A 22,698-nucleotide genomic window follows, 5' to 3' on the forward strand; every position below is an offset into this window, starting at 1 on the left:
ATGAATTACTGCGCTTCTAGCTCAGCATGTGCTTCAGCCTCACGCTGTTCCTTTTCTAACAGTCCACTGGTGGCTTTAGGAGCTGTAAGTTGAATATCTCGACTACCAGGCGCTAAACGCTCTGCAGCAGTATCAGACTTCATTTTGAGGTTGTTATTATTGTACTCTTCAATAATTTTGCGTTGCTTATCATTGGTTTCTGCAACACCCGCTCGATCTGTAATGCTTTCCATCAATTCGTTATCTAACTCCTGTGCAAGCGCATCATCACTGTACATCGTCATAATGTGACGCGGGAACTGTAAATTTGTACTACCGATTCCCGCAAAAGTTGAACTGATCACGCGAGCAATAAAATATCGAGGTTGAATAGTCGAAGTAAAAACACTGGTTTCTAACTGAGTACTATCGTCATAGCCTTTACCAAATGTGCGCTTATCCTCTTTCACTGAGCCTTTACATTTAAAGTAAACTAAGCTTGACTCAAACTGAATTTCACTCCAAAAAGGATGACTCAAATTACTTAATAAACGACCAAAAATGGCAAAGATAGCAGCAGCTATTAACAGACTTAATACAGAGAAAAAGCTTTCAATGGTGCGAAGTGAAAAATTAAATACCTCCGAATCTCCCAGCGCTTGAATATCTAATGGTGCGAAATAAGCACCGTAGTTTCCTACCGAGGTTAAACTAAAGAACACCAGAAGTGTTGCAATTAACAAAAATGACTGCCCTAAGCTAGTTGCTGTAATACGTAACTTTTTACTTAATGGGTGATCATTTTTCTCTACAACTTTAGGTTGTGTTTCTTGAATCACTTCACCATCAAATTCGCCCGTGTGGGGATTTTGACGCGCAGTTAACGCTTTATAGATACGATTTGGAACACGTTTATAACGGCGACGCTCCATCACTTGATGGTTGAACTCATTAAAGATGTCCATCGGTTTAGCACTAACTTCATTGGTACGTGGCAAATTATCACTCACCTCTGTTGTTGGGTCAGCCTTCATTGCACGTAGTGCGGTTAAGCCTAAAATCAGACCGCAACTCATTAACGTGAAGACAAAAATCATCATGATCCACACTGCATTACTAAAGCCATCATTGATCGCCGCAACTAAAGGCTGAATATAATTCAAACCATCTGCTGATAACTGCCCAACAAACTCTGTGCCTGATAACTCAGCTAACACAATTCCTTTTATCTCTTCATCATAAAATAGATAAGAATCTACCCAGCTACCAACAAAAACAGGCACTAAGGTACATAACATAACCATTTTAACAAAAGCGAGTGGGCTAATTGTTTCTATGCCACGACCTAAGTTACGTGCTAAGGGACGTCCCGCACGAAACCATACCAAGGCCATGTAACATAGCAGGGTAAAAGTAAAAATAGGCATCAAAATATAAGCTTGCTGCCCCGCTAGCCCGACTTGAGTAATAAAACTTAAAATTGCAAAGGCAATTAATGCAATAACAGTTTGCATAAACGCCCCCGTGATCCTTTGTGCCACATTTTGTATCGGATAAGGTACAAAGGTTATTTTAGGGAACAAGGTATGTAAAAGACGTGCAATTAAACCCACCGGTTCTTTAAAGGTATAGTTTTTACTGCCCACTAGCATTGATTCAATCTGTTGCTCATCATAAGCAACATCTTGCCTTTCACTTGCCGCACTATCTTTCTCAGAGGTTGCTTGGTTAAACGCTAAGGAAGTGGGTGCAGAGCGCCCCACATAGAAGCGCATAACCTGCATTAATCCGCGACCTAGCGTCCATAAACCACTAGACATTAAGCAAAACCCGGTAAGCGCATAAATCCAGCCTAGGGTGGCGTTGCTGCTCATTACAGAGGTCACATTTAATAACGCAAGTAATCCAATTAGTGTTGCAAGCGTGCCTCGAATAGCACGTAACGTCCCCTCAAATCGAAAGGGATTACGAATCCCTAAATTAAGAGAACCATGATCAAATGACATTGTATTTCCTTAAAAAAATTATAGGTTAAACCAACGGTTGAAAACCATCGCTATCGGTTTGAGTTTGCTCTGCCGCTGTAGGTGAAGCGGAAAGTGGCGAACTCGCAGCAGGGGCGTCAAAAATTTGCGGCAATCTCTCTTCTAAATCACGACCAAAAGCGTAATACATTTTTTTGCGCAGATGTTTTACAGGTAGATTAATCAAGAATTTACTAACAACAAAGCCAACTACAAAAGCAACAAAAGCGCTACCATAGCTTTTATGCATATAATCAAATTCAGCAATATACTGAGGTGTATCGATGATGATGTAAGGCATGTTAGTAAAAAAAACACTGTATCCATAAGAGTCGAAATACACGCCTGAAAATAAGGCATTCCAAGCACAAAAAAGCGCAATAAAGAGTGCCATTACCCATTGCCACTTTTCAACTGTTGCCTTCCAGCCGTTCACTGGAATCATACGCTTAACAGTATTCGCCTTGGCATCTTCGCTTGTGTAACCAACATAGTCATTGGAGTGCACATAATAACCAAAGCGATACATCAGCTCTTTTTTCTTATCTTCGCGATATAACAAGCTAATATGATGGGTTGATGGGGGGATCTCAATATCAAAATCACTTCTTACCGTCTCAACTTTGCCTTTCTCGTCCTCTAAATAGAGCGTTGATCCTTCACTATCTTTTTTGCCACCCGCATAGGTTTTAGTGACAGTTATAAATTGATAGTCGTAATTATTATTGCCTACGTTAATTGTAGCATTGTGTGTTGCTTGCATGATTCCCTCGTTAATGACCTTAAAGTTATAGTAATTAGACATATTATCTACCATAAGAACACCCAATTAATACCCTTAGTTTTCATATGGTTGAGATGTTATTTCAAATATAACTTGTATTTTATTTTTATTTAATGACGCACACACAGAAAGATAAAAAAAAGACAAATACTTACAAAGTAATGAATATTAAGATTTAAAGCATATAAAAAAAGCCCCATTTTCATCAATTGAAAATGGGGCTTTTTATTAATACTTATACTATTCAAGAGCAGACGAATTAGGACTTACTGATAGGTGATAGCTAAAAGCTGACCGCTTATTGTTAATCTTTCTTTTCAATAGTCACTTGAATATTTTTACTGTTACCTGCAAACCACTTCTGTACGTATAAACTACCAACGATTGGGGCTTGCCCCTCTTCTGGTACCTCTTTGTAACGTACGCTATTTTTAGTCTCTTTTTCTATCTCAAAATTAACGACTTTACTGGTCATTTTTATTCCTTACTATTTAGCTCATCTTTTAATACTTGTGCTTTTAACGCTTGTTTTTCTGCTTTTTTCTCTTTACGGCGACGTTGAAAAAAATCACTCACTTTAGTGGCACACTGCTCGGCATAAATGCCAGCGGTGACTTCAATCTGATGATTTAATTTTTCACTACGCACCAAATCAAATACACTGCCTGCCGCACCGGTTTTATAATCACCAGCACCATAAACAAGACGTTTAATGCGAGCATGTACTAACGCGCCGGCACACATCGGGCAAGGCTCTAAGGTAACGTAGAGGGTACAATCAACTAAGCGATAATTTTCTAGTGCCTTACCGCCATTGCGAATCGCCATGATCTCTGCATGTGCACAGGCATCATGGTTTAAAATAGACAGATTCCAGCCTTCAGCGATCACTTGATCATCTTTGACCAATACCGCCCCCACTGGAATCTCATTTTCTCGCTCTGCGTTATCAGCAATTGATAGCGCATAAGCCATCCATTTTTCATCTATTTTTTGTTGCTCTAAAAGTTGTTCTTCTGTTTCTACTAATTTCTGTTCTGACACTACAGTACCAACGAATAATAAAGTGCATTAAGCTCAGTACCATAAACCAGATATAACCAACCCGCAATGGCAAGATAAGGGCCAAATGGCATAGGACGGCTCTGCTTATCTTTAGAAGCGGCTATCACTGCAATACCGATAATTGCACCTGCAAAAGAGGAAAGCAAAATAATCAATGGTAATGCTTGCCAACCAAACCAAGCACCTAGAGCGGCGAGTAATTTAAAGTCACCATAACCCATGCCCTCTTTGCCAGTAATTAGTTTAAAGCCCCAGTAGATAGACCATAGACTCAGATAACCAAACGCGGCACCTAAAACTGCATCAGTTAAACCAACAAATGTGCCCGAAATATTGATAATTAAACCTAACCAAAGTAATGGTAAGGTCAATTGATCTGGCAGAAGCATGGTATCAAAGTCAATAAAGGTGAGGCTGATTAACACCCATGTAAATATCAGAGCAAACAGTAAAGGCCAACCAAATGGGACAACCATTGCAACCGCTAACGACATAAACCCGGTTAACAGTTCAATGCTTGGGTAACGTTTACTAATTTTACAGCCACAATGTTTGCAACAGCCCTTTTGCACTAACCAACTAATTAAGGGAATATTCTCATTAGAGCCAATCAGATGATTACATTGCGGACAACGCGAACGAGGAACAACAAGATTAAAGCGCTCATCCTCTGTTTTAATATTTGCTTCAGGGAAACACTCTGCACACTCAGCCTTCCATGAACGTTCCATCATCACGGGTAAACGATAGATAACCACATTTAAAAATGAGCCTACTAATACGCCAAGGATGATCACTGTTGCATAGAGCAGTTCAGGCACTTGCTCCATCAACATAATAAAATCATTCATTAATTGTTATTACCTTACACTTCAACAGGTGGACAGATTTCATCATCTGTAAAGAAAAAGGCAATTTCACGAGAGGCAGACGCAGGGCTATCAGAACCATGCACCGCATTAAAACGCATCGACTCTGCAAAATCAGCTCTAACTGTCCCCGCATCGGCTTGCGTAGGATCTGTTTTACCAATCACTTCTCGATAATGAGTAATCGCATTCTCACCCTGTAAAACCTGTACTGTAATTGGACCAGAGGTCATGAATTCCACTAACCCATCAAAAAAAGGCTTACCTTTGTGCTCTGCATAAAAACCTTCTGCTTGTGCTTGTGTTAAGTGCAGCATTTTAATCGCAACGGGGGTTAATTGTGCTGCTTCGAAACGGCTTAAAATTGGCCCGATAAGTTGTCTACGTACAGCATCTGGTTTAATAATTGAAAGTGTTCTTTCTAATGACATAATAATTACTTTTAAAAGATGGATTGTAAGCGCAATATAACCAGTAAACACTTCATCAGCAACAGGAATATAGCGTTATGAGATGGCAGTTCACACTTCCTTTGATAAGAATGATACTCAAACCTGTATGGCTACTTAGCGCCCTGCTTTTGATAGGTACGAGCACAGCAATCGCTTTTTTCCCAGAGTCTCCTTCAGAATTAACACTACTGAGTCAAGGTAAGCAGCGCTATCAAGCAACCTGTCCGATACTTTCCAAGGTTATCTTAAGTGAAGAGTCACAAACGTTACCCATGCCATTTAAGTTATTAAACTGGAATATATATAAGCAACAAGAGAAAAGCTGGCAACAAAGTTTACAAGAGTGGGCAACCAGCGCAGACATACTTACCCTGCAGGAAGCAAAGCTATCACCTGAATTAATAAATTTCAGTAAACAAAACAAACTATTTTATCTGCAAAATTATGCATTCAAACACAGCGGTTTTGTATATGGTGTTAACACCTTAAGTAAAGTAGAAGCGATTTCTACCTGTGGAACAGCACATAGAGAACCGTGGATATGGGTTCCAAAAACCGGTATCGCAAGCACCTACCCAATTCAAGGAAGTGAATACCCACTACTGGTTATAAACCTGCATGGCATTAATTTCACTTTGACAGAAAAGCCATTAAAAAAACAAATAGAACCCTATCTTGCATTGATCAAAACACATCATGGACCGATTATATTTAGTGGTGACTTTAATACTTGGAGTGAAGCAAGATTAGAAGGAGTAGAGCAGTCATTAATCGCATCTGGTTTTTCAGAAGCACTGTTTGATGAAGATAAACGCTTAACCATCTTTGGTTTACCCTTAGATCATATCTTTTTCCGTGGGTTAAAAGTGCTTGAAGCACAAAGCTTAGTAACAGATTCTTCTGATCATAGCCCACAGCTCGTTACTTTTGATTTAGATTGATATGGTTCAAATTATTCGATTAGAGACGAGTAATCAAAAAAATAAAAATTAGAAATCCAGAAAATTTGTATTTTTGTAATTGGTTGTTTGGAATTTTTTTTTGATGGAGTGTTTTGTAAAAATGGAGCGGCACAAGAGGTTCGAACTCTTGACCCCAACCTTGGCAAGGTTGTGCTCTACCACTGAGCTAGTGCCGCATAATTTTTGCATCAAGAGGATACTCTTGACTCCAACTATTCTTGTCAATGTTGCTAACAAACGAAGCTAGTAAACGTATACTTTTAAAGTTCTTAAAAAATGGAGCGGCACAAGAGGTTCGAACTCTTGACCCCAACCTTGGCAAGGTTGTGCTCTACCACTGAGCTAGTGCCGCATCTTTTTTTTAACAACTGAATAAAATGGAGCGGCACAAGAGGTTCGAACTCTTGACCCCAACCTTGGCAAGGTTGTGCTCTACCACTGAGCTAGTGCCGCATATTCTGCATTTCATTCATACTTAGCGTTGGTCTCTAGCGAGGCCTGCTGCGTATGGGGTGCGATTATAGAGAGGAGGCGAATGAATGCAAGCTTTTTTTACTGTTTTTAGTGAATACAAAGCTTGCTTGCTGAGTTTTTGCGCAAATGAAAATTTTACGTTTAAAAATCAAACTAAAATTTAAAAAAGTGCTCACGGTAGTACTGCAACTCTGAGATAGATTCGAGAATATCCATCATCGCCAAGTGTGAACCTTGCTTTTTATGACCCTTGGTCATTTCGGGTGCCCAACGACGCCCAAGCTCTTTAATTGTACTCACATCGATATTGCGATAATGGAAATGCGCTTCAAGATCTTTCATATAACGCACTAAGAAGCGACGATCTTGGCCGATACTATTACCACATAAAGGTGCAGCACCTGCTTCCGTCCATTTTTTCACAAAAGCGAGTGTCTCTTGCTCTGCTTGTGCACAGCTTATTTTGCTATTAAGCACACGCTCCGTCAGACCAGATTCGCCGTGATGTGTTACACACCACTCATCCATTGCATCCATTTTCTGTTTAGATTCATGGATCACTAATTCAGGTCCTTTAGCGATGATATTTAAGTCGCCATCAGTCACTACTGTTGCGATTTCAATGATGCTATCGGTCTCAGGATCAAGCCCTGTCATCTCTAAATCGATCCATATTAAGTTATTCTTCATGCTTATTGTGATCCTTTTTTCAACGAGAGAGCGCTCTTTTGCTTAATCATCAGCAAAATATAGTATGATACTTTATTAATAGATATTGTGATAGTTAAGTAATCGTTAAGGAAGCCTGTGGCTAAGAAGAAAAAACTCAGCAAAAATCAAGTCCGTCGTGTTCAAACCAATCAAAATAATCGATTGAAAAAAGATAAAAACAAACAATGGGACGAATCTGAACTTGGTGCACAACTTGAAGGCGTGGTCATCAGCCGCTTTGGGCAACATGCTGATATAGAAGATGAAAACGGTAACGTCGAACGCTGTAATCTGCGTCGTGCGGTAAAATCATTAGTGACAGGCGATAAAGTTGTCTGGCGAGCCGGTAATGAATCGCATCAAGGTATCAGTGGTGTAGTCGAAGCTGTTCATCCTCGTACAACGGTACTTACACGTCCCGACTATTACGATGGCATCAAGCCGATTGCGGCAAATATCGACCACATCATTATTGTGAGTTCAATTGCGCCTGATTTTTCACGCAATATTATTGACCGTTATTTAGTGGCCTGTGAAGATATCGGCATCACCCCTATCATCGTGCTTAATAAAAGTGATCTGCTCGATGATGAATCACGCAAAATGGTTGATAATGAACTACAAAGTTACCGAAATATCGGTTATAACGTACTTTACAGTTCAATGCATGGCGATGGTCTCGATAGCTTAAAATCGGTAATGAAAGATAAGATCAATATTTTTGTTGGTCAATCAGGTGTGGGTAAAACCTCGTTGCTGAATATGCTATTACCAGAAGTAGAAGCGGTAACCGGTGAAATATCTGAAGGCTCTGGTCTAGGTAAACATACCACGACTACTGCACGTTTATACCACTTCCCTGATGGAGGCGATCTCATTGATAGCCCTGGTATTCGCGAATTTTCTTTATGGCATCTTGCACCAGAACGCATTGCTAGCGGATTTATTGAATTTAGAGAACATCTAGGTGGCTGTCGTTTCCGTGATTGTAAACATAAGATCGATCCAGGCTGTGCATTAGTAGAAGCCGTTGATGCGGGTAAAATTGATAGAGCGCGTTATAAAAGCTTTTTACGTATTTTAGAAACCATGGATGATGCCAAAAATGCACGCCATCGTGATCCTAATACGCATTAACAATGTAAATACTCGATTTTTTATTGAGTATTTAACCACTATTTATAAACGCACCTCACTTATTAAAAGGTGCAGAGTAATTAATTAAGATAGAGAGCAATATGATCGATAAATTAAAAATTGTTGGCCAATACATTTTACCGAAACACCTTTTATCACGTTTAACCGGTAAATTAGCAGCAGCAAAAGCGGGTAAGTTAACAACTTTTTTGATTAAGCAGTTTATCGCAAAATTCAAAATTGATATGAGTGAAGCGAAACACTCAGATCCTGAGTATTTTGACACCTTTAATGACTTCTTTACACGTGAACTTAAAGCTGACGCTCGTAGCGTCGTTGAGGGTGATAACAATCTAGCTACGCCTGTCGATGGTAAAGTTAGCCAACAGGGTGATATCAAAGAAGGACGCATCTTCCAAGCTAAAGGCCATGATTTTAGTTTACGTGAACTTGTCGGTGGACGTGACGATGTGGCTGCGCCCTTTGATGAAGGTATTTTCTCAACGGTTTATTTAGCACCAAAAGATTACCACCGTATTCATATGCCAATCACAGGGAAATTAGAGCAGTTAATATTCATCCCTGGTGATCTGTTCTCTGTTAACCCATTAACCGCTGAAAACGTGCCGAACCTATTTGCGCGCAATGAACGTGCCGTTGCTATTTTCTCAACGGCTATCGGCCCAATGGCGGTGGTATTAGTCGGTGCAACCATCGTAGCGAGTATCGAAACAGTTTGGGAAGGCACACTAAAAGGTAAAGAGATTAAATACTGGGATTACAGCGAGCAAGATATTACCCTTGAAAAGGGTGATGAGATGGGCCGCTTTAAACTGGGCAGTACGATTGTTGCACTATTTCCAAAGGGCAGCATCGACTTCTCTGAAGAGCTTGAAGCAGGTTCAGTAACACGTTTAGGCGAGTTATTTGCGACCGTAAAACAAGCCCCTGCAGAGTCAGTAATAGAAGATACAGAAGAATCTGAAAAATAAGCCGAAAATAGAAACGCTTTCTGGGGCTAAACAAAAATTAGCCCCTTTTAATCCTCTATAGCCATTATCAAGAGTATTAACCAACCTATGACACAACCATTATCTGCAGCACAATACTTAAAAAAAATCCTACTCGCGCCAGTCTATGAAGCCGCGATTGAAACGCCGTTACAACCCATGACTAAGCTTTCGAAGCGCCTCAATAACCAAATATTTTTAAAGCGTGAAGATAGACAACCCGTGCATTCATTCAAGTTACGTGGTGCTTACAACAAATTATCTAACCTTTCCACAGCACAAAAACAGTGTGGCGTAATAGCAGCTTCTGCGGGAAACCATGCTCAAGGTGTGGCGATGTCAGCACAAAAGATGGGCATTAAAGCAACCATCGTGATGCCTAAAACTACCCCTGATATTAAAGTCAGCTCAGTACGTGCATTCGGCGCAGATGTAATATTACACGGTGATAGCTTTGATGCAGCGAGTGAGCACAGTAAGCACCTTGCTGAGTTACACAATTACACACCGATGCACCCTTTTGATGACAGTGATGTAATTGCCGGACAAGGCACCATTGGCAAAGAGCTAATTCAGCAAAACGTCCATCTCGATAAAATTTTTGTGCCCGTTGGTGGCGGCGGTTTAGCGGCAGGTATTGCGGTTTATATCAAACAACTTTTACCACATATTAAAATCATTGCCGTTGAGCCTGAAGACGCGGCTTGTTTAAAGGCAGCCCTCGCGCACGGATCTCCTATTACACTCGATAGAGTGGGTCTTTTTGCGGACGGTGTTGCGGTTAAAACCATCGGCAGCGAAACATTTCGCTTATGCCAACAATATATCGATGAAGTGATCACCGTAAATAGTGATGAGATTTGTGCTGCAGTAAAAGATATTTTTGAAGATAGCCGTGCGATTGCAGAGCCAGCTGGTGCACTTTCTTTGGCAGGACTTAAAAAATATAGCCACCAGCATCAACTTGAAAACGAGCAACTAAGCGCGATTTTAAGCGGCGCAAATGTTAACTTTCATGGTTTACGTTATGTCTCTGAACGTTGTGAATTAGGCGAGCAAAAAGAGAGTATTCTTGCGGTAACTATTCCTGAGAAACAAGGTGCTTTCTTAGACTTTTGTAATGAGCTTGATAGCCGTGCCATCACTGAATTTAATTATCGTTTTAATTCACGTAAAAAAGCCAATATTTTTGTTGGTATTCGCACACCAGAAGGTGCAGAGGAGCTGCTAGAAATCACCGACAACCTAACCAAGAAAGGTTATGCCGTCGCTGATTTAAGCCATGACGAAGTCGCAAAGTTGCACTTACGTTACATGGTCGGTGGCGCACCAGTTGAAAAATTAAAAGAGCGACTCTATAGTTTTGAGTTCCCAGAGCACCCAAATGCATTAGTTAAGTTCTTAAATATGCTAGGGACGCATGCCAGCATCACCCTATTCCATTACCGTAATCACGGGGCGGCTTACGGGCAAGTACTCGCAGGTTTTGAAATAGCAGATGGTGAAATAGAAGCGTTCAGCGAGCACTTAAATGCATTAGGTTATAACTATAAAGATGAAACCGATAACCAAGCGTATCGTTTCTTCTTAGCTAATAATTAATGGTTTAGTGATTAGTTAGAGACTCGTAAACTTACGGCTAGTCCTAGTGTCCATTTTATTGGGGCCATATCAGGCTAATAACTGATAACTAACTACTAATAATTATAATAACAACCGATAAGGATCATCGATGTTACCCAATAAACGCATAAAGCGCTTATTTAAGCGTTTAGCACGCCGTATAAGCTGGCCTGCCATGTTATTTCTAATAGCAGGGCAAGCTTTTCTCACCTATATTTTATTTTTTTTAGCGGGTGAGAAGGCGCTTATTAACCATCCTTTAGAGTTCATTTATTACAATATGGTCGTCGTTTCTACCGTCGGCTTTGGTGACCTCAGCCCTGTCACCCATGCAGGAAAAGTGATTGTCGCTTTTTGGCAAATCCCATCAGGTTTAATTGTCTTTGCCTCTTTCATCGGTAAAGTGACACAACTATTTATTAACATAGCGAGAAGAAACATGGACGGCAGTAACGATTTTTACCACTACAATGACCACATCCTTTTGTTATGCTGGGATGACCACTCAACAAGACAGATAGTAAAGTTAATCCTAGGTGATAAAAAACGCCAAGATCGTCAGATTCTACTCTGTGTAACCGATGATATTAAAAACCCATTCCCAGATAATATGGCTGTTTCCTTTGCTAAACTGCGTACTTTCTCCGATAAAAAAGAGCTTGATAGAGTCGGCATTAGTAAAGCCAAACGTATTATTGTAGATGGAAAGTCTGATGATGAAACATTATCTATCGCATTAAGTATTGCTACATTTGCCTCTAAAGATGCCAATATTTCAGCACATTTCTTTGATCAAACTAAAGCACAGTTGCTGAAAATGCATTGTCCACATATTGAGTGCAGCATCGATAACAGCGCTAAAATGATGGTGCGTAGCATGCAAGATCCTGGTTCTAGCCAAGTCACAGAGCAACTACTCTCGACACTTACTGGTGCAACATTATATTGCTTTCAAACACCAAAAACGCAAAAAGAGGTTGAATTCGGTGTCTTGTTTAACAACTTGAAGAGTCAACATGAAATGATATTAATTGGATTAAGTCACTTTAAAAATGGTGATGATATGCAGTTAAACCCACCGCTAGACAAAGTCATCAAAGGGGGGGATTATTTACATTATATCGCCAATGAACGTATCAATACGGATGATATTAATTGGCAAGACATTTAAGTAATTGATGCCGTCATAGACATAATCAGACGAAATTTACTTCGTCTGATTAACTGCTTTTAAACGCAATCGCAGGCGGTAATATCTGATGCTTTCTAAATTCACTCATCACCCGTAATGTAATATCGGTTTCAAATAATTTTTCAAACTTAGTATCCACCACATACACCTTACAAGTTAATTTTATCGCCAAATAGTTATCGGTAATCGTTTGCTGTACCAATACCACTACTGGTTTAGGTAGATGAATATAACGGCTTGATGATGCACACTCCTGAATCAATTCGCGCGCGAGGGTAATATCCTGATCTAACCCCACATGAAACGGGATCACCACCTGCATATCTAATGCGCCATAATTACCACTACTGACCACCTCATTAAGAAACTTATTATTAGGAATGGTAATAATGTCGTCATTAAGCGTATTCATGCGCACAGAGCGTAACCCAATAGTGACAATATCCCCATAATGACCTTCAAAGGTTACTCTATCCCCCACTTGAAACGGGCGATCAATCATAATAGTCAACCCCGCAACAAAAGAGGCAGTCAGATCTTTCAACGCAAAACCAACCGATACCGCAATGGTGCCGCCAATCAATGCGAGTATGCGCTCATCAACTCGAAAACTCAGCATGAACACACTTACCGCAGTCGACATATAAACAAAGAATTGAAAAAATGATTGCAGCTTTTGCAGTAACATCCGACGCTGTACAAATTGATCACCTATATTAGCCACCAGCGATTCAATAAAGCGTAATAATATCCATGCACAAGCAATAATAATCAGTGAGGCAAACACTCCCCCCCAGCGGATTAAGCTAGCAAAATCTTGTAAATTATCCAAGGGAGCGGTATCTAGTTCAACCGCAAAAGCAGGACTTATCAACGTTATCAATAGTATTAAAAACAGATTACGAATCATATTATTTCACCAGTAGATGTTGACGATGCAGGATATTAGTAATGTTGCGGAACCACAGATCCGATACCCGTGACTTATCGCCAGACCACTCAATGTAACCACGACTTTGAAAGTATCGCAGCGTGCTGATCACCTCATTAATACTTAAACGCGTACAGTCGGTTAACTCTTCAGGGGAGGCAATTTCAAGCTGTACAATCGAACGGAGAACAGCAAGCATCGGTTTGGGCATTTTTTCCAATCCTTCCGAGGAAGGTATTTTAAACAATCGTACCTGTACCGTATTAGTTTCACTGTTTCTAAACAGAGAACGTCTGAAAAAACGCAACGCCACCGTCGGGTTACCATCTGAGTAATCCCAGAGAATACGATAAAAACCATGACGCGCACGCTGCTCTTCTGTCTGCTCATCTTTTTCCCATTGACGAGGCAATGCTAAACCATCAAAAGAGAGCGCATATTGTGCATCATCAGAGAGACGACTGGTGAGTAACTCGCTAATTTCCGTTTCACTCCAGCGAGGCAAAAATTCCACTAAATCAAATAAAAGCCGCTCCCCTCTTGCTCTGTCGACAAAGCGCCAGCTAGATTTTTCAATCGCTAGCACTGCGCGATGATTGTTTTTAGATTGACGTAATAAATTAGTTAAACGCATTAAAGGAGCGAGCCCTCCCACCTGAGGTTTTACTAGGCGCTGAACGTTATCAAAGGCAAATAGATAACATTTAGCCGTGCTACGTAGATGCGTCAATAACAGAGCTTCATTCCCTGTTTCTGGTAAGTCGAGCATTTCGCAAAGCTTGGTGACCAAAGCGTCAAAGCCCTCATGTGGACAGCTAACATAGATAGATTGTGCATCATCGACATCATGCAAAAAACGCCGTAAAAGCGTTGTTGTGCCCACTCCCCGTTCGCCAGAGAGAATACATACCGTCGGTTTATCACTGAGTAAGTAGGTCGCTAATGATTCATAGGTTTGCTGTGCATACCCAGGTAACAATAAACTATTTTCACTACCCGGTAGGACGTAGGAAAAGGTCTCATCACCCCGTATTTTATGCAGGTGGGCTTGGTCGCTTTCAATTTCTGTCTGTTTAGCCACCTCAATACGAAACAGGTAAGCCAACGCATGGCTAAATATTTGATAATGGGAAAGTAGCTCAATCAGATAATGTTGTAATGCACGCAATATTAACCAGACAGCAGCAATAGCAGTACAGAGAGTGGCAAACAACCAACGCTGTTTGTTAGCTTCAGCCCACTGAACCACTGCAGGTTGCTCATTTCTGGCAGCTAAACACTCAAAAATATAGGCTTTCCACTTATGCAAAGAATACACGGTGAGTAAAAAATAGAAGAAAAAGATAAGCGATGAAATCCACGCATAAATGGTTCCCTTACCAAGAGTTATCTCTGATATTTGTGCAATAAGCCCAGTAGTTATAAACCCCCAAACGTATAAACGTATTGTCGACAAACGCAGTGTAATCATCGCCTTGCTTAACTTGCGGCTGTGCTGATAAGCAAACTCAAGAATAAAACTAACCGCAATTGCTCCACCTAAAATCCACCACGTAAATATCTCTAGGAACACCAGATGTTGCAAGCTAGGTAGCTGCGCAATAATACGTAATGATAACGTGATCATAATTAGCCATGCGATAGCACGATGGGCACGGCTGACATACCAAACCAAGCGTAATAAAAGATTATTAGCCATGCTGTTTTGATTCATCTTGTCGCCTAATGCTTCGATGAAACGTACACTATTACGTAACCACCACGACAAAATAAGTGCCAGAAAAAAAACTTTAAAAATAACCACTAACACCGGTACGGGCGAGATAAAAATATCGTTCACAAAATCTCTAAAAGCACGGATTTCTTGATGCAGATAAAACTCTATATTTAACCCTGTCAAATAAAACTCAGTTCTAAACTGCGTCACCCCTTCCGGACCAAACCCCGTCACGAGCTCGTTAATATGAGGGCTGCTCAAGGCTAATAACTGCTGTTTATCATGGCTTAAACTGAGTGCAGAATAATAATTAACTTGCGTATTCTTCCAGACTTGTGGAGATTCAGGGGATTTTTTATAGTCACTTAATGCCCCCCTGAAGGCTTTATTTTGTTCTAACTGCATCTCTAACACATTGATTAGAAGCCGATCGACCTGTTGCTGCTGTTGTACACTTAAAAAATGTACTTCTGGTAATTGCATCACCTGTTGATGCAATGAAGCCGCTCCCGGTGTTAACACTTCCCCCCTATTTTCAGGGAAATTTAATAATGAAAATGCGGACGATGAAAACATTAGCAACAGTAAAAAATAAAGTTTATTGGTCATAACCACCACGCAATATGCAATTTAATTAAACTTTAATTCTAATCAAAAAAGAGAATAATGATATTTAAGCACCCTTTAAATTCTATATAACACTTGATAGAGAGAGCTTGCTTACACTTTATAGATGAAAAATGTTCATCGAGCAGACAAAAGATGTTCATCGACATATATTGACAGACAGCGTTAAATTCCTATAATCGCCTTCTTTATGTTTATTGCTTTAGAGCAATGATTAAATGGGAAGCATGATAAAGCATGCACTGCCCCCGCAACTGTGAGTCTTTTTAGTTAGAAAAGGCAAGTCAGATACCAGCATAAAAACGTCACTTTCTAATTAGCGGGTTGGTTTTTTAGAGCGTATCTACATGTTTGTGGCGAATCGGAGGAGGTTTTCTCTATTTGCAACGACATGCCAGGCCAACTTCTGCGCATCTGCGAAAAAGAAAACTTCCGAATTAAATTTATTAAAAGGAAGTTTCATGTTTACTCATCGCCACACACCTATCGCCCTTGCTCTATTGAGCTTATACAGTGCCACCACATTTGCTAACGATACTGTTGAAAGCAACGAGCGTATGGATGTGTTGATCGTCAAAGGCTATAGCGCACCAAGCGCGACTACGCAGAGCTATAGTGGTGATACCGTGATTAATATCGTACCAACAAACAACGATATTAATAAATCATTGGATCAATTGATTGCTGAAAATTCACCAGGGTTTGTACACACAAATTCTGGTACATCAAAACATAACTCAAGTAACTATCATCGTGGCCTGTCTGATGAATATACGCTTTACCTCTTAAATGGCGTCGCTTTTCCAAGCTCAACGCTTGGCAGTCAAAATATTCCTGATATTCCAATGGAGTCGATTGCTTTAATTGAAGTGATTCGTGGTGCTCAAGCTTCATTATATGGTTCTAACTCATTAACAGGCGTTATTAACATCGTCACAAAGACCGGTGAAACAACCGATGCAAAGTTTAATATAAGTGCAGGGTCAAACGATACGGGTCGTATTGGCGGTATGTATGCGGATAATTTTTCGGTAGGAAAAGGTAAAATCCAATTTATGACCTCATTAGATGTAGAAAAATCTGATGGGTACGATTTTATTGAAGCTTCAGATGATGATTTTGGTTATAACACTTACTCGATGAATAGTTACGCTGCTTATGTGACAGAGAGTAATCGCTTCTCTTTAGCTATTAATAATGCTCGTTCTAACGTGGATATTTATAGTACTTATTATTTTCCTGATTACACTTCAGTGTCAGGGCAAGTTGAGAACACACAAGAAACTTACCAAGTTACCGGGAAATATATACAACAATTAACTAAAAATATCACCTCTGAGCTTACTCTGTCACATGCAAATTTAGATTTGGAAGCGGAGAATTTTAACTCTGCCGATATTAATAACTACAGTACAAACAGTGATTTAGCGCAGCTTCATATTAATACTGAATGGGAACGTTTAGCTGTTAATTTTGGCGGTGAATATACGCATTCAAAATATCAATCTAACGCAAATAGTGAAGATCGTGATCAAACGGCTTTCTACCTTGCTTTTAGTGGTGATGTAACTGACTACCTAAATATTTCGGGTGGTTTACGTAATGATAATTACTCTGACTTTGGTAATGCACTGACTTATTCTGCTGGAATTTCACTTTTTGATACTGCAACCTTAAGTTACAAAACATCATTCTCAGCACCCTCTTATAACGATCTTTACTGGCCTGATGTAGGTAATCCAGATTTAGAATCAGAAGAAGGAGAGATGTTAGAGCTATCATTGACTCATAATATTGAGACTAACAACGCTTATATTCCTTTAAAACTAAACCTATACACAGGCTCATTAGATAATAAAATAAATTGGGCACCTATTTCAGAAGGCTCTCCAATTTGGTCTCCATCTAATATTGATACTGTAGATATCAAAGGTATTGAAGCATACATGCAATATAATGCCTCAAAATTTGTCTTTGATATTGCAGCATCATATTCACAAAGTATCGATAAAAGTACTGATGAACAGCTAGCTAACGTACCAGAGTGGTCTGGTTCATCAAGTATTCAATACAATGTGACTAACAGCGTTCAACCTAAACTTACTTACTCATACATTGGCGACCGTAGTTCTGGTTCAACTGATTTAGATGCAGTTCATCTACTAGGCTTTGCAATCAGTTATCAAGCCTTTGAACATGTTAACATTGGTTTCAATGTTGATAATATTACCGATAATGACAACCAGCTACACAAAGGTTATAACGCAGCGGGCAGAACTTACCTGTTCACCATTGGCGCGAACCTGTAAAAAATATTCCAGTGAATGATCAATTATTCACTCACTGGAAATGACTTATAAGCACTCTTAAAGGGCAAAATGAACAATTTTAAACTAATCTTTTTTGCCCTTTTCTTATTACTGTTAGTTATTGTTATACAGTTTAAAAAAGATCTATTTGTTCTTTTTCAGGAAGGACAAGGTAATTTTACTACCCAAGTGACTGGCGAACAGTTTCCTAAAACACTCACCGATGTAACGGGTATTACCTATCAACTGCAGCAACCACCGCAGCAGATTCTTTCGGCAACCCTCGCTACGGATCATATTTTATCTGACCTAATAAGCCCAGACCGCCTAGTCGCGGTAAGTAGCTACGCAGACTATCCAAGCCTGTCTAATATCGTTGGTTTTTACGATGACAGTATTAGCCGTACTCAAGGTGAAATTGAATCGATGCTCGCGCTACAGCCGGATTTGGTATTTGTTGCCTCTTACAGTAATCCTGAAACTGTACGTTATCTATTACGCAGTGGTATCGCCATTGTTCGCCTTAGCGAGTTCAAAAGCTTTAATGACATTTTCAATAATATCAACATTGTTGCGGCGGTCACCGATACTCAAAAACAAGCAGATAAGATAATAAAACAGGTTAAAACTCAAATAGCAGAGATCACCCTACAAGTTAAAGACAAACCTAAACCACGGGTTTTATATTACGATATGAACGGTTATAGCGTAGGCGGTGATTCCTTGATGGATGAAGCGATCACCCTTTCAGGGGGGATTAATGTCGCAGATGGCGTTTTACCCGATGGTGAAAACAAAATCAGTGAAGAGGTGGCTATCTCACTGCAACCCGATGTGATTGTGATGAACCAGTGGGTGTTTAATCAAAATCAGGGCGAAGCTTCACCTGCGCAGATTTTAAAAGACAAAAAAGCATGGCAGAACGTGCCTGCGATTAAAAATAACCGTGTTTATGCCGTGCCGGGAACCTATCTGCGTAGTATTTCACAACACCGTATTAAGGGGGTTCAAGCGATTGCTAAACTATTACACCCCGATATTATTATTACAAAAAGCGTAATTTCGCAAGACTCAGCTTATAAAGAGAGCACCAATGTTCAATAACAGCCGTTTTATTCCTCTTATTTTTATCGCATTAATGACACTATTTTTTGCATTGGCGATTAGTGCCCTCTTAAAGGGCCCAACAGAAATCGCAGGTGCTCAAATTTGGGATATTCTAAAACAGGCTGTTTTTAATACCGATAATGCCAGTATTATCGACTGGCAAAGTAATATCATTTTAGATATCCGCTTACCACGCATTATTATCGCGCTGTTTGCAGGTGCTAGTTTAGCGTTATGTGGCTTAGTCATGCAGGGTATGTTTCGTAATCCGCTTGCCTCCCCTTCTGTATTAGGGGTGTCATCTGGTGCTTCATTAGGCGCAGTAATCGCAATTTACTTAGGCGCGTCACTCATCTCTGCATGGGCAATTCCATTGTTTGCTTTCATCGGCGCAGGCATATCACTGAGTATTGTTTATCGTATCGCTTCATCAAGGGGGCAAACCAGTGTCGCGACACTGCTACTCTCCGGTGTTGCCGTTAGCGCGTTAAACGTAGCTGCCGTTTCCCTATTATTGGCTATCTCATTAAGTAATTGGGATGTGGCACGCATGATTATCTATTGGACCATGGGCGGCTTAGATGGCCGTACATGGGATCATGTTTATATTATTTTGCCGATTGTAGTGACGGGATTTATCGCCCTACTCTTTTATAGCAAACAACTCGACCTATTATTATTAGGTGAGCAACATGCATTATCCGTCGGTGTTGATGTACGCAGAACCAGACGCAATTTATTAGTTATCAGTACCGCAATGGTTGGCGCTTCGGTATCTGTAGTTGGTGGTATTGGTTTTATCGGCTTAGTGGTCCCACATATTTTACGTTTAATTTTAGGCCCATCACATCGCTATCTACTGCCCGCCAGTTTACTTGGAGGGGGCATTGCACTATTGAGTGCCGATCTTTTTTTAACCACTTTCTTTAGCGATCAAGCTATTCCACTTGGCGTGGTCACAGCGGCACTTGGCGCACCTTTCTTTCTATTTTTATTAGTTAAACAACGCTTTGCTTCGGGGAATTTATAATGTCGGCACCACTCAGCTGTGAAAACTTAACTTTCTCTTTTGATAAAAAACCGATGTTTAACAACATTAATCTCACTTTCAAAGAGGGTGAATTTGTTGGCTTGATTGGCGCCAATGGTGCAGGTAAAAGCACCCTGTTACAGCTATTATTAGGGCTGCTTAAAGCCAAATCGGGTGAAGTATTACTGCACGGAGACAGCATAAGTAAACTCAAACGTCGAGAGATTGCCAAGCAACTCGCCTTTGTGCCGCAATCAATAGAGCTTCCCTATGCATTTACTGCGCAGCAGTTAGTTGCGATGGGTAGAAATCCCTACTTAGGTGCCTTTGAATTAGAAGGTGAAGCAGATAAAAAACTGATTGATAAAGCGATGCGACAAACTGATATTAGCCACTTACAACATCGCTTGGTCAATACGCTTTCAGGCGGCGAAAAACAGCGTGTGATTATCGCGCGCGCACTAGCACAACAATCCCCGACTATCTTACTTGATGAGCCAATAGCGAGTTTAGATATCTGCCACCAGCTAGAAACGATGCAATTGATTCAAACGTTAACAGAAGCGGGGAAAACAGCAATTACAGCCCTGCACGATCTTAATTTAGCAGCGCGCTACTGTGACCGGTTAATATTAATCGGCAAGCAAGAAAACGGTATGACGGGCATCATTAGCGATGGCACACCAGAACAAGTATTAACGGATGAAAATTTAAAAAAACAGTTTTCCATTCAAGCTAAAATTGATCTGCAAAATGAAAAAGTAGTGCTATCTAACATTCTCCCAATAAGCAGTTAAGCAATAGGTCTATCTCTCTCTTTATCAAAAAGACTACCGTCTTAAAAATAGCTAACAAGCTGATTTATTATGAAAAATGGTAAAACCTGTATTTTCTTCTATCATCAAACTCATCATTAATAAAATTGTAAAGGTAGTTTAAATGGGACACAAAATAGCGATACTGATCCTCACTCTCTTTGCTGGTTCAGTCTTTGCTAGCATGGCACCAGAGAGCACACCTGAAAAACAGCCTTTAGTAGATATTAACGTAGGTATTGAACTTGGGAAACTTGAGCAATCCGCCCTTAATATTGAGGAGTCTATCCAACTTGCTTCACAAGCACTCCAAGAGATGGCGAAAGATCCTAATATCAGCGCAGAGCAGCAGGAAAAGATTATTGCCACCTTTGAGCGTATCGACCAATTATCAGAAAGCTTACAAACAACCATCAAACAGATTCCTGAGGTGATCAATCAATCAGCGCCCCCCATTACTATCGCCATTGACAACCTATTTTCTAATATTCAATTAACCGTAATTATGGTGTTATTAAGCCTTCTGCTGATCATCATCGTTGCCTTAGTAGCTGTTTATTATTGGCTATTAAAACCAACAAGCTTAATGCTATTAAAAACCACCGCTAAGGTCGATAATATGGCGACGGCCTTACAAACCACCGCCAATATCGTAGAAAAAAGTACCGAACAACAACTACTTATTTTAAATGCCCTCCCAAAAAAGGAATAAATGAGCGAGGTTGTTAGCTAACAAGCAGTTCTAACATCCTTTTTTGCTTGGCTGTGCATTAAACGTTAAAATAACTATCACATTAATATTAAGGGATTTAATAAAATGGCAGTGGAAGTCACCGTAATTAAAAGTACCGCTGTTGAGCTCGGTTTCTTTCAGCAATTTGCTGCTACCATGCCGGAGTGGTTTCAACAGGGGGGGATGGTGATGTGGCTATTACTCTTTACCTCTTTTTTAGTCACAATCGTTAGTCTCGAGCGTACCTTCTCATGGATTAGCTACCACCTAAAAAAAGAACATTTCGCCATCAATGACTGCTTTGCATCACTTAATAAAAATGACAAACAACAAGCGCTTATTTGTTGCCAAAGCCTCGATACGCCTGCACTTAATATGTTGCAACAGGGTATTAACTCTCTACCTTTCTCACCACAACAAAGAATACAATCCTATGCAAAACATCAAGTAAGCTTAATGTTGCAAGGGCAGGCACTATTACGAAGCGCTGTTTTTATTGCACTCTTACTGGGCTTTTTAGGCACCGTGTTAGGTTTAATTGATACATTGAACACACTAAACCAACAAGGTAACAATGACTTAAGTACATTATTGGGGGCTATTGCTAATGCACTTATTGCTAGTGCATTAGGATTGAGTGTGGCTCTGTTCGCTTTTATCCCCTATAAAATATTCCAAACTCAAGCAAATAAACTGAAGGATCACCTACAAAATATAAGTAGCGAATTTAGCTATATTTGCCAACAAAAATCCCTAATCACTAATCAAATAAGTGAGATTATGGCGCTGCAAGAACAACGTTTCTCAGCTAAAACGCAGACAACAGAAACCGTCGCAGAACAAAGTGAAATGCCTTATCACTATGAATTTAAAGAAGGTTCAGATGAAGTTAATGTTAGCTTACACAAAGATATGAAGGACCTGCATAAGACCTCTCAATCCTCTCTCATTGATATGTACAAAGATCAATTGCAGCAACCCAATAGAAAGAAGAAGAAGAAGAAAAAAAATGATGATGCTCCTTCCTCACTGTTTGAGACCCATCAAAATGCGGTAGATGAGGAGCAAGAGCTGTATGGTGTTGATGAGGTAAAGTTGCAAGAGCAGCAGGAAACCGCTCACCTAAAGAAAACTAAAAATCTGTAAT

The 22,698-nt window shown here is 40.1% G+C and carries 20 protein-coding genes, 3 tRNA genes and 1 riboswitch; of the genes, 11 read left to right on the forward strand and 12 right to left on the reverse strand.

Annotated elements, in window-relative coordinates; all coding sequences use genetic code 11:
• Positions 1-5: 5 nt before the first annotated feature.
• The 6 genes from QQK09_RS03765 to ndk form a co-directional block, all read right to left on the reverse strand.
• On the reverse strand, positions 6-1,985 hold the full coding sequence (locus tag QQK09_RS03765; protein WP_284202781.1) for a hypothetical protein: 1,980 nt from the start codon (positions 1,983-1,985) through the stop codon (positions 6-8).
• 25 nt (positions 1,986-2,010) lie between these two features.
• Positions 2,011-2,808 carry a hypothetical protein gene (locus tag QQK09_RS03770; RefSeq protein ID WP_284202782.1) on the reverse strand — a complete coding sequence of 266 codons (798 nt, stop codon included), beginning with the start codon at positions 2,806-2,808 and terminating at the stop codon, positions 2,011-2,013.
• A 283-nt stretch (positions 2,809-3,091) separates the two neighbouring features.
• Positions 3,092-3,262, reverse strand: a complete 171-nt coding sequence (locus QQK09_RS03775) for a hypothetical protein (protein ID WP_284202783.1) — start codon at positions 3,260-3,262, stop codon at positions 3,092-3,094.
• A 2-nt stretch (positions 3,263-3,264) separates the two neighbouring features.
• Complete coding sequence (gene tadA / locus QQK09_RS03780; protein ID WP_284202784.1) at positions 3,265-3,831, reverse strand: tRNA adenosine(34) deaminase TadA; 567 nt, start codon at positions 3,829-3,831, stop codon at positions 3,265-3,267.
• Positions 3,831-4,703: a prepilin peptidase gene (locus QQK09_RS03785; RefSeq protein ID WP_284202785.1), complete on the reverse strand. Its 873-nt coding sequence runs from the start codon at positions 4,701-4,703 to the stop codon at positions 3,831-3,833. Before QQK09_RS03785 ends, tadA begins: the two co-directional genes overlap by 1 nt.
• A 14-nt stretch (positions 4,704-4,717) precedes the next feature.
• A complete protein-coding gene (gene ndk, locus QQK09_RS03790; RefSeq protein ID WP_284202786.1) occupies positions 4,718-5,152 on the reverse strand; it encodes a nucleoside-diphosphate kinase in 435 nt (144 codons plus the stop codon).
• Between the two features lie 77 nt (positions 5,153-5,229).
• Here ndk and QQK09_RS03795 point away from each other — a divergent pair, with 77 nt between their 5' ends.
• Positions 5,230-6,114, forward strand: coding sequence for an endonuclease/exonuclease/phosphatase family protein (locus tag QQK09_RS03795; RefSeq protein ID WP_284202787.1), 885 nt, complete (start codon positions 5,230-5,232; stop codon positions 6,112-6,114).
• Between the two features lie 122 nt (positions 6,115-6,236).
• Here QQK09_RS03795 and QQK09_RS03800 read toward each other — a convergent pair.
• From QQK09_RS03800 to orn, 4 genes are all read right to left on the reverse strand, one after another.
• Positions 6,237-6,311, reverse strand: a tRNA-Gly gene (locus tag QQK09_RS03800).
• 101 nt (positions 6,312-6,412) lie between these two features.
• Positions 6,413-6,487: transfer RNA gene (locus tag QQK09_RS03805), tRNA-Gly, on the reverse strand.
• A 26-nt stretch (positions 6,488-6,513) separates the two neighbouring features.
• A tRNA-Gly gene (locus QQK09_RS03810) sits at positions 6,514-6,588 on the reverse strand.
• Between the two features lie 174 nt (positions 6,589-6,762).
• Positions 6,763-7,299, reverse strand: coding sequence for an oligoribonuclease (gene orn, locus QQK09_RS03815; RefSeq protein ID WP_284202788.1), 537 nt, complete (start codon positions 7,297-7,299; stop codon positions 6,763-6,765).
• 117 nt (positions 7,300-7,416) lie between these two features.
• Between orn and rsgA the strand changes: the two genes are divergently transcribed.
• The 4 genes from rsgA (at position 7,417) to QQK09_RS03835 (ending at position 12,261) form a co-directional block, all read left to right on the forward strand.
• Positions 7,417-8,457 (forward strand): small ribosomal subunit biogenesis GTPase RsgA, encoded by a 1,041-nt coding sequence (rsgA, locus tag QQK09_RS03820; protein ID WP_284202789.1) that lies wholly within the window; start codon positions 7,417-7,419, stop codon positions 8,455-8,457.
• Between the two features lie 101 nt (positions 8,458-8,558).
• Entirely contained in the window at positions 8,559-9,449 is an 891-nt protein-coding gene (gene asd / locus QQK09_RS03825) for an archaetidylserine decarboxylase (protein ID WP_284202790.1), read from the forward strand.
• Positions 9,450-9,536: 87 nt separating this feature from the next.
• On the forward strand, positions 9,537-11,069 hold the full coding sequence (ilvA, locus tag QQK09_RS03830) for a threonine ammonia-lyase, biosynthetic (RefSeq protein WP_284202791.1): 1,533 nt from the start codon (positions 9,537-9,539) through the stop codon (positions 11,067-11,069).
• A gap of 130 nt (positions 11,070-11,199) precedes the next feature.
• Complete coding sequence (locus QQK09_RS03835; RefSeq protein WP_284202792.1) at positions 11,200-12,261, forward strand: potassium channel family protein; 1,062 nt, start codon at positions 11,200-11,202, stop codon at positions 12,259-12,261.
• A 49-nt stretch (positions 12,262-12,310) separates the two neighbouring features.
• Here QQK09_RS03835 and QQK09_RS03840 read toward each other — a convergent pair whose 3' ends face one another.
• Together QQK09_RS03840 and QQK09_RS03845 are read right to left on the reverse strand one after the other, a co-directional pair.
• On the reverse strand, positions 12,311-13,192 hold the full coding sequence (locus QQK09_RS03840) for a mechanosensitive ion channel family protein (RefSeq protein ID WP_284202793.1): 882 nt from the start codon (positions 13,190-13,192) through the stop codon (positions 12,311-12,313).
• A 1-nt stretch (position 13,193) separates the two neighbouring features.
• Positions 13,194-15,539: an ATP-binding protein gene (locus QQK09_RS03845; protein WP_284202794.1), complete on the reverse strand. Its 2,346-nt coding sequence runs from the start codon at positions 15,537-15,539 to the stop codon at positions 13,194-13,196.
• 191 nt (positions 15,540-15,730) lie between these two features.
• A riboswitch (cobalamin riboswitch) is annotated at positions 15,731-15,871 on the forward strand.
• A 147-nt stretch (positions 15,872-16,018) separates the two neighbouring features.
• Between QQK09_RS03845 and QQK09_RS03850 the strand changes: the two genes are divergently transcribed.
• From QQK09_RS03850 to QQK09_RS03875, 6 genes are all read left to right on the forward strand, one after another.
• Entirely contained in the window at positions 16,019-17,866 is a 1,848-nt protein-coding gene (locus QQK09_RS03850) for a TonB-dependent receptor plug domain-containing protein (protein WP_284202795.1), read from the forward strand.
• A gap of 69 nt (positions 17,867-17,935) precedes the next feature.
• The gene (locus QQK09_RS03855; RefSeq protein WP_284202796.1) at positions 17,936-18,970 is read left to right on the forward strand and encodes an ABC transporter substrate-binding protein; all 1,035 of its coding nucleotides are present in this window, start codon (positions 17,936-17,938) and stop codon (positions 18,968-18,970) included.
• Entirely contained in the window at positions 18,960-20,003 is a 1,044-nt protein-coding gene (locus QQK09_RS03860) for a FecCD family ABC transporter permease (RefSeq protein WP_284202797.1), read from the forward strand. The genes QQK09_RS03855 and QQK09_RS03860 overlap by 11 nt, the downstream gene beginning before the upstream one ends.
• Entirely contained in the window at positions 20,003-20,800 is a 798-nt protein-coding gene (locus tag QQK09_RS03865) for an ABC transporter ATP-binding protein (RefSeq protein ID WP_284202798.1), read from the forward strand. The genes QQK09_RS03860 and QQK09_RS03865 overlap by 1 nt, the downstream gene beginning before the upstream one ends.
• 142 nt (positions 20,801-20,942) lie before the next feature.
• Positions 20,943-21,530, forward strand: a complete 588-nt coding sequence (locus QQK09_RS03870) for a hypothetical protein (protein WP_284202799.1) — start codon at positions 20,943-20,945, stop codon at positions 21,528-21,530.
• Between the two features lie 105 nt (positions 21,531-21,635).
• Positions 21,636-22,697 (forward strand): MotA/TolQ/ExbB proton channel family protein, encoded by a 1,062-nt coding sequence (locus QQK09_RS03875; protein WP_284202800.1) that lies wholly within the window; start codon positions 21,636-21,638, stop codon positions 22,695-22,697.
• Position 22,698 lies beyond the last annotated feature (1 nt).

The organism is Psychromonas marina (assembly GCF_030161115.1).
In the GTDB taxonomy this organism is placed as follows: Bacteria; Pseudomonadota; Gammaproteobacteria; order Enterobacterales; family Psychromonadaceae; genus Psychromonas; species Psychromonas marina.